The sequence below is a fragment of the Candidatus Cloacimonas sp. genome, assembly GCA_035403355.1.
GTDB lineage: Bacteria > Cloacimonadota > Cloacimonadia > Cloacimonadales > Cloacimonadaceae > Cloacimonas.
Map to the genome: position 1 here is coordinate 32,282 of DAONFA010000007.1, position 7,207 is coordinate 39,488.

Genomic DNA, 7,207 nt, shown 5'->3' on the forward strand with positions numbered 1-7,207 from the left:
TAAAGACCTCCGCTTTTTTTTCTCTCACAGATTACACGGATAACACAGATTTTTGAAACAAGGATTTTAGGATTGAAGGATTAAGAGGATTTAATAGGTCTGGGATGAACAGGATTGAAGTGATTTTAAGAGATTTAATAGGTCTTGGATAACTTATGTAGCCAGCGAACGCAGTTCTTTGTACCGGCGGACGCCGTTCCGCCGTTTTTATTCGGCGCTACAGCGAGCGCCGGTACAAAAAAGCCCCTCGTAAAAGGTAAGCTCTGAGTTATTTTTCTTGTTACTTTCCCGGTTTCCAAAAGCCCTTCGCCCTCCGCTCTCAGCCCTAAGCTTTCTGCTTTCTTTGAATAGGGCAGGAAGCAAATTCCTTTACAAAAAAACCTTCTTTTATTTTTGGTTTTATATTGCAGAACATTCAAGGAGATATAAATGCCCAAACTGATTACTAAAATTGACCCGATAATAGCCAAAAAAAATGCAAGGCGCTGCAAGGATAGAGGAATAATTCTTCCTACGCTCCGTCAGCAAATGTTTCCGGATACAATTCCGGAAGAGATAAAGGAAAAGCTAAAGCCAATCGGGCTTTGGGATATCAATCCCCTTAATTTATTTCGCATCACCTGGAAAAATGATGTAAAAACCGGGCTTTTCGGCAAACCCAATTACCTGGAAATACCTTCCGAGCTTTCTGGAGTAAAAGCCAGAATTATTGGTTTAGTCGGTAAATATTTTCCTACAGGAGCTCATAAAGTTGGAGCAGCTTATGGCTGTCTGATTCCGCGTTTGGTTTCCGGCACCTTTGATCCTGAAATTCATAAAGCCGTGTGGCCCTCAACGGGAAATTATTGTAGAGGTGGTGCTTTTGACTGTGCCCTTTTAGCATGTCCGGCAGTGGCTATTTTACCTGAAGAAATGAGCAAAGAACGATTTGACTGGTTGCGGGATATTGGAGCCGAAGTTTTTGCTACTCCAGGTTGTGAATCCAATGTGAAAGAAATATACGATAAATGTGCAGAACTGCGTTCCGATCCAAGTTATGTGATTTTGAACCAGTTTGATGAATTTGGCAATTCTTTCTGGCATTATCATCTTACCGGTAATGCTATTTATGAGGTGTTTGAACAAGTGAAAAAACCCGGCAATTGTTTAAGCGGGTATGTTAGTGCCACAGGAAGTGCAGGAACCATAGCTGCCGGGGACTTTTTGAAAAAACACTATCCGCTGCTGAAAATAAATGCTTCTGAAGCTTGGGAATGTCCTACTTTGTTAATGAACGGTTTTGGTGGTCATCGGATTGAGGGTATTGGCGATAAACATATTCCCTGGGTTCATAATGTGCGTAATACAGATATTGTAAGCGCAATCAGAGATGAAGATTGTATGAGGTTATTGCGCTTATTCAATGAAGCTGAGGGGATTAACTATTTAAAGAAAGAGGGAATTGTTCCCCAAGTAGCAGATAAGCTATCGCTTTTGGGTATTTCCTCTATCTGTAATCTACTGGCTGCCATTAAGATGGCAAAATATTTTGAATACACTGAAGACGATGTTATCATTACTATTTTTACGGACAGCGCTGAAATGTATCAATCCCGTTTACAGGAACAAAAAGCATTAAAAGGCAATTACACAGAAATGCAGGCAGCTATAGATAGAGAATCAGTTCTTAATGCACAAAGTTACGATAATTTACTGGAATTAAGCTATCGGGATAAAAAAAGAATTCATAATTTGAAATACTATACTTGGGTAGAACAGCAAGGCAAAACATATCAGGAAATTATGCAACAATGGGAACCTGAATATTGGCGAGAGACCTTTGAAACCAATTTGGATGAATTGGATAAGGCAATTGAGGAATTTAACAGCTTAGCATAAAGAGCTTAGAGAAAATAAGTTAGCTGATGAAGGTTACGGCTATAATTCTGGCTTCCGGGAAGGGAAAGCGTTGCGGTTTACCTAAAGCGGAAATGCAAATTCAAGGTAAAAGCTTTTTAGTCCATTTGCAGGAAATTCTCTTAGAGGCAGGAATGGCAGATGTTTTTATTGCTCAATATCAAGATACATCCGATATGCTATCTACTTTGATAAGGGCAGTTAACGAGCTGAAAAAAAGTCAGGAGAATAGCGGCTACCTTGTGTTTCCAGTAGATTTTCCCTTTGTAAAACCTCAAACGGTAGTTGCTCTTATGCAAGAACATCGGCAAAACCCCAATGCTGTTATTCGTCCGATTTATAAAAATAAAAGAGGACACCCGATTTTGATTCCTGCCTGCATAAATTTGGATAATGACGATAACCAACAGGGACTGAAATATATTATCCGGAATTCTGGATTGCCGCTTTATGATGTTCCGGTTGAAGATGACGGTATCTTAAAAAATGTTAATACCCGAGAGGATTTAAGCTTATGGATGCCCAAGAATTGATTTTTGACAGGCACAGTGTGCGGGATTTTTTGCCCGAACCCATTGCAATGGAGATTTTAAGTGATATACTGCAGGCGGGGAGATTAGCGCCTTCTACTCAAAATCGTCAGCCCTGGCGATATATAGTATTTACGGAAAATGCCAAAATTCGGAAATTGGCTGTAAACTGCGGATTGATTGGACTTTCCAATTTCTTTATTCGTCAGGCACCGTGTTTAATTATTGCCTGTGCTGATCTTAAAGATAATATTAACATCAACGGACAGGATTATTATCTGGTAGATACTGCTATTTCCTTCCATCAGTTATTGTTATATGCACGCAGCTATGGTATTGAGAGTTGCTGGCTGGCTGCTTTTTCTGAAAAAAAACTAAGGAACTATCTGCAACTTCCTACGCAATGGAAAATTGTAGCTATGGCTCCCTTGGGTTATCCCAAAGAAAAAAAGGGGTTCTATTCTAAAACGATTAGTGGACTTGCTAAAAGTAGCCAGAGAAAACCCCTGGAAGAAATAGTTCGTTTTATGTGAATATTTTTCCGGTTAGCGAAGACCGATTCGGCAAATTGAATAAATGAACTGTGTTGCCTATAGTAAAGAGGAAATCACTACCCTTTTATTCCCTCCTCATTTTTTAGGGCAAAACAAAAACTTGACAAAATCGGGAATTATTAACTTCAAGATTATAAACGGTTTTTAGCATAATTGAAATAAGGGTAATTTGCCTAAGTACATATAGTTATATAAGTTGATTAGTGCTTTTGCAGGAGTCACTAAAAAGGATATTTTTTACTTGCGCAGGAAAAACAAGATGGTTTTAAAAGGATATCTTATATGTGACGGAACAGGACAGGATGTGTCTGTTACGAGATTGGCTTTGCTAAAGCTTGTAATTACGGCTTAGGGAGGTTATCCTGTAAGAGAATGAAATTGGCAGAGAAATGAGAAAAGCAATAAAATTATAAATATAAAGGACAAAAAACTATGCAAATTAGCAAACTTGACCAAATGTTCGATGTTTTAGCTACTATGCCCAAAAAGCGTTTAGTAGCTGCCTGGGGTGTTGATTCACATACCATCAGGGCAGCTTACACAGCAGTAGAGATGGGTCTTATTGATGCTACCATAGTGGGAGATGAAAAAAAGATACTTTCCGTTTGTGAAGAACATCATCTGGATTGTTCAAAATTGCACATTGTTCATTGTGCTAACGATGTTAAGTCCGCTGCCTTAGCTGTTGAAATGATAAATAAGGGAGAAGGCGATTTTTTGATGAAAGGGCTTCTTTCCACCGACCGCTATATGAAGGCAATTTTAAATAAGGAATGCGGATTGATGGATGCCGGGGCGATTTTATCTCATGTAACGGTTACCGAATCTAAGCACTACCATAAGTTATTAATTGTTGGTGATGTAGCTATTATACCCCTGCCGGATTTAAATCAGAAAATTGCCATCACCAATTACTTGATTAAGACCGCTCACATTTTAGGAATTGAAACCCCTAAAGTGGGTCTGCTTTCAGCCAGTGAACAGACCTTGCCCAAAATTACTTCTTCTGCTGAAGCTGCAATTATTGCAAAAATGGCACAGCGAGGTCAGATTAAAGGTGCTTTAATTGAAGGTCCTTTGGGGTTGGATATGATTCTGGATAGAGAAAGTGCTCTTATTAAAGGTGTAGATAGTCCCGTTTGCGGAGATGCGGATTGCATTCTTTTTCCTAATATTGAATCCGGTAACACCTTTTATAAAACTATCATCAAATTGGCAAAAAGCGAATTGGGAGCTATAGTTATGGGAGCGCGGGTTCCCTGTGTTTTAACTTCCCGGGGTGATAGTGAACGCAGTAAATTATACTCTATAGCTTTAGCGGCTATGCTGGCATAAAATGATTACCAAACTTAAAGAACTTGCTGAAAAAGCTAAGAACAGCGGTAAAAAAACCCGCATTGCCGTTGCCGTTGCTGAAGATAATAACACTATAAATGCTATTTTGAACGCTGTTCAAGAAGGTTTCATTGTTCCATATCTTATTGGAAATGCAATAAAAATAAGGGAACTAATTCCTTCGGATATAGCTCTTAACCGATTAGAAATAATAAATATAACCGAGCCGGCTAAAGCTGTTAAAGAAGCAGTTAGAATGGTGCGTAACAATGAAGCTGATGTTTTAATGAAAGGACTGGTAGGAACTGATACTTTCCTGAAAGCAGTTCTGGATAAAGAACAGGGGCTTTTACCCCCCAAAGCAGTGATGAGTTATACCTGCGCTTTGGAGATTCCCAAATACCGTAAACTGCTTTTTGTTAGTGATACGGCTGTGCTTATAAACCCCGATTTGGATCAGAAAATAGCGATGATTAATTACAGTGTTGCTATGGCAAGGCGTTTTGGTATTGAGAAACCGAAAGTGGCTTTAATATCCGCTACCGAAAAAGTGATGCCTTCTATGCAAGAGACCCTGGATTATGCTCTTTTATGCAAAATGGCAGAGAGGGGTCAAATAAAGAATTGCCTTGTGGACGGTCCGATGGATATTTTTCTTGCCTGCGATCCCGAGTCCCTGGCTATCAAAGGAATTCAAAGTCCTTTAGCAGGTGATGCTGATATCCTTATTTTCCCCAATCTGGAAAGCGCTAACAGTTTTTATAAAGGGCTAATGCTTTTTGGAGAGGGAGAATTAGCAGGGCTAATTTGTGGAACGACTAAACCAGTTATAGTTATGAGCCGTAGTGAAAGTGAAAAATCCAAATATTACTGCATTGCCCTATCTTGTTTAATGGCGGAGGAAAAATGAAAATAGCTATTGCAGCAGACCATGCCGGCTATGAAATGAAAGAAGCAATAAAAAGTGCCTTTCCCGAATTAGAATTTGCGGATTTTGGCACAAACAGTAATGAAAGTATGGATTATCCCGATACGGGTTTTCCTGCAGCCAGAGCTGTTGCAGAAGGAAAATGTGATAAGGGTATCCTAATTTGCGGCAGCGGTATAGGAATGAGCATAACTGCCAATAAGGTTTCAGGTATTAGAGCTGCTTTATGCGGAAATACAGATATAGCTCGACTTTCAAGAAAGCATAATGATGCTAATATTTTGGTTTTGGCAGGCAGATTTACAGCCATTCCTTATGCCATAGAAATTACCAAAACCTGGCTAAATACTCCTTTTGAAGGCGGAAGACATATAAATAGAATTAATAAAATACATCAAGGAGAAAGGTAATGAACCACATTCAAAAAACCGATCCCGAAATTTACGCTGCCATTATGAATGAACTGAAAAGAGAGCGTGAAAATCTGGAACTGATTGCCAGCGAGAATTTTACTTCCCTGGCGGTTTTGGAAACCCAGGGATGTGTGATGACCAATAAATATGCTGAAGGTTATCCCTACCGTTGGAGCAAAAAAACCGGTGCTATTAATTACAACCTTTATGGAAGATATTATGGCGGCTGTGAATTTATCAACGATGCCGAACGCTTAGCCATTGAGCGGGCAAAACAAATTTTTGGAGCTGACCATGCTAATGTTCAACCCCATAGCGGTTCGCAGGCAAATATGGCTGCCTATTTTACCCTTGTTAAACCAGGGGACACAGTTATGGCTTTGGAACTTTCTCATGGGGGACATTTAACCCATGGTCATCCTCTTTCTTTCAGCGGTCAGCTATATAATATTGTTCCTTACGCTGTTAATAAAGAAACCGAACAATTGGATTATGATGAACTGGAAGCATTGGCTTTGGAACATAAACCACAAATGATTTTAGCTGGTGCTTCTGCCTATCCCCGGAAACTGGATTTTGCCAGATTTCGTGAAATTGCTGATAAAGTTGGAGCTAAGCTTATGGTGGATATGGCTCATATTGCAGGACTTGTAGCCGTCGGTTTACATCAAAGCCCGGTTCCTTATGCTGATATTGTTACTTCCACAACTCATAAGACATTGCGGGGACCGCGTGCCGGGCTTATTTTATGTAAAGAAGAATATGCCAAGGAAGTGGATAGCAAAGTTTTCCCTGGTGTGCAAGGCGGTCCTTTAATGCATATTATTGCTGCCAAAGCAGTTGCTTTTCAAGAAGCGCTACAACCGGAATTTAAAATCTATCAGCAAAAGGTTGTAGAAAATGCTGAGGCATTAGCCAACGCTTTAATTAAAAACGGTTTTAAACTTGTTTCCGGAGGAACGGATACTCATTTGATGTTAATTGATTTGGGACCTGAAATTAATGGCAGTCCCAGTGGCAAGAAAATGGAAGAAGCACTTGATAAAGCAGGAATTACTGCAAATAAAAATACCGTTCCTTTTGATACCAGAAGTCCTTTTGTCGCCTCTGGAATTCGTTTAGGAACTCCTGCTGTAACAACTCGTGGAATGGGAAAAGCGGAAATGGAACAGATTGCCGATTTTATTAAACGAGTTTACGAGCATATTGATAACGAAGAATACTTGCAAGAAATGAAGACAGAAGTTCATTCCTTAACGGATAAATTTCCCCTTTATCCTGAACTGTAATCGGAGGACGCTATCCTCCGATTACACGATAGCTAAGGACTTTCTACGCTATGTTTCAATTAGATTTCGCGGATAGTGCAGATTTTATGGAATACAGGATTGTAAAAATTGACTCCGGAGAAATTTATGCAAGCAACAAAAAAAAACGTTTTAACGGATTTCCCTTCACCCGTTCACTTGTTAACCTGTTAACCTGTTCACCCGTTAACCCGTTAACCCGTTAACCCGTTAACCCGTTAACCCGTTAACCCGTTAACCCGTT

The 7,207-nt window shown here is 39.7% G+C and carries 7 protein-coding genes; all 7 read left to right on the forward strand.

What is annotated here, in order from left to right:
• Nucleotides 1-429 precede the first annotated feature (429 nt).
• The 7 genes from PLE33_03305 to glyA all read left to right on the forward strand — a co-directional run bounded on the left by PLE33_03305 (nucleotide 430) and on the right by glyA (nucleotide 6,945).
• Complete coding sequence (locus tag PLE33_03305) at nucleotides 430-1,878, forward strand: pyridoxal-phosphate dependent enzyme (protein ID HPS60274.1); 1,449 nt, start codon at nucleotides 430-432, stop codon at nucleotides 1,876-1,878.
• A gap of 26 nt (nucleotides 1,879-1,904) precedes the next feature.
• Nucleotides 1,905-2,429 (forward strand): NTP transferase domain-containing protein, encoded by a 525-nt coding sequence (locus PLE33_03310; GenBank protein HPS60275.1) that lies wholly within the window; start codon nucleotides 1,905-1,907, stop codon nucleotides 2,427-2,429.
• Entirely contained in the window at nucleotides 2,411-2,959 is a 549-nt protein-coding gene (locus PLE33_03315) for a nitroreductase family protein (protein HPS60276.1), read from the forward strand. Before PLE33_03310 ends, PLE33_03315 begins: the two co-directional genes overlap by 19 nt.
• Nucleotides 2,960-3,412: 453 nt before the next feature.
• The gene (locus tag PLE33_03320; protein HPS60277.1) at nucleotides 3,413-4,315 is read left to right on the forward strand and encodes a phosphate acyltransferase; all 903 of its coding nucleotides are present in this window, start codon (nucleotides 3,413-3,415) and stop codon (nucleotides 4,313-4,315) included.
• A gap of 1 nt (nucleotide 4,316) precedes the next feature.
• Nucleotides 4,317-5,225, forward strand: a complete 909-nt coding sequence (locus PLE33_03325; GenBank protein HPS60278.1) for a phosphate acyltransferase — start codon at nucleotides 4,317-4,319, stop codon at nucleotides 5,223-5,225.
• Complete coding sequence (rpiB, locus tag PLE33_03330; GenBank protein ID HPS60279.1) at nucleotides 5,222-5,653, forward strand: ribose 5-phosphate isomerase B; 432 nt, start codon at nucleotides 5,222-5,224, stop codon at nucleotides 5,651-5,653. The genes PLE33_03325 and rpiB overlap by 4 nt, the downstream gene beginning before the upstream one ends.
• Complete coding sequence (gene glyA / locus PLE33_03335) at nucleotides 5,653-6,945, forward strand: serine hydroxymethyltransferase (protein ID HPS60280.1); 1,293 nt, start codon at nucleotides 5,653-5,655, stop codon at nucleotides 6,943-6,945. Before rpiB ends, glyA begins: the two co-directional genes overlap by 1 nt.
• Nucleotides 6,946-7,207: the final 262 nt, after the last annotated feature.

Excerpts from the sequence above, each read along its gene's own strand:
- PLE33_03320 (HPS60277.1), top strand. The coding sequence starts at position 3,413 with ATGCAAATTAGCAAACTTGACCAAATGTTCGATGTTTTAGCTACTATG.
- PLE33_03305 (HPS60274.1), top strand. The coding sequence starts at position 430 with ATGCCCAAACTGATTACTAAAATTGACCCGATAATAGCCAAAAAAAAT.
- PLE33_03325 (HPS60278.1), top strand. The coding sequence starts at position 4,317 with ATGATTACCAAACTTAAAGAACTTGCTGAAAAAGCTAAGAACAGCGGT.
- PLE33_03310 (HPS60275.1), top strand. The coding sequence starts at position 1,905 with ATGAAGGTTACGGCTATAATTCTGGCTTCCGGGAAGGGAAAGCGTTGC.
- rpiB (HPS60279.1), top strand. The coding sequence starts at position 5,222 with ATGAAAATAGCTATTGCAGCAGACCATGCCGGCTATGAAATGAAAGAA.
- glyA (HPS60280.1), top strand. The coding sequence starts at position 5,653 with ATGAACCACATTCAAAAAACCGATCCCGAAATTTACGCTGCCATTATG.
- PLE33_03315 (HPS60276.1), top strand. The coding sequence starts at position 2,411 with ATGGATGCCCAAGAATTGATTTTTGACAGGCACAGTGTGCGGGATTTT.